We start from the raw sequence: 255 nt of genomic DNA, 5'->3' as shown, positions 1-255 counted from the left end.
GTTCGATGAAGCGGAAAATGACCCTCTGCTGGCTGTAGTCGATGATGCCGATGAAGAAGTCGTTGTCCCGGTCAAGCGCCGTGGCAAGCGCAAGTCACTGGCGGCTAATCTGCCACGTATCGAAGTTCTCCATGAGTTGCCCGAACACGAACTGACCTGCGCCTGCGGTTGCCGCAAGCATGTCATCGGCGAAGAAACCAGCGAGCAGCTCGATATCGTGCCGATGCAGATCCGCGTACTCAAACACGTGCGCAA

General features: G+C 56.9%; 1 protein-coding gene. It reads left to right on the top strand.

Features of this window, described 5'->3' with window-relative positions:
• The coding region (locus tag JNA92_RS25745; RefSeq protein WP_241807237.1) for an IS66 family transposase zinc-finger binding domain-containing protein at positions 1-255 on the top strand (255 nt) is incomplete at both ends.

It is taken from the genome of Pseudomonas putida, from assembly GCF_022627325.1.
GTDB lineage: Bacteria > Pseudomonadota > Gammaproteobacteria > Pseudomonadales > Pseudomonadaceae > Aquipseudomonas > Aquipseudomonas putida_X.
The sequence above is the reverse complement of the archived record's forward strand: the minus strand, read 5'-3'. Positions and strand labels throughout refer to the sequence as shown.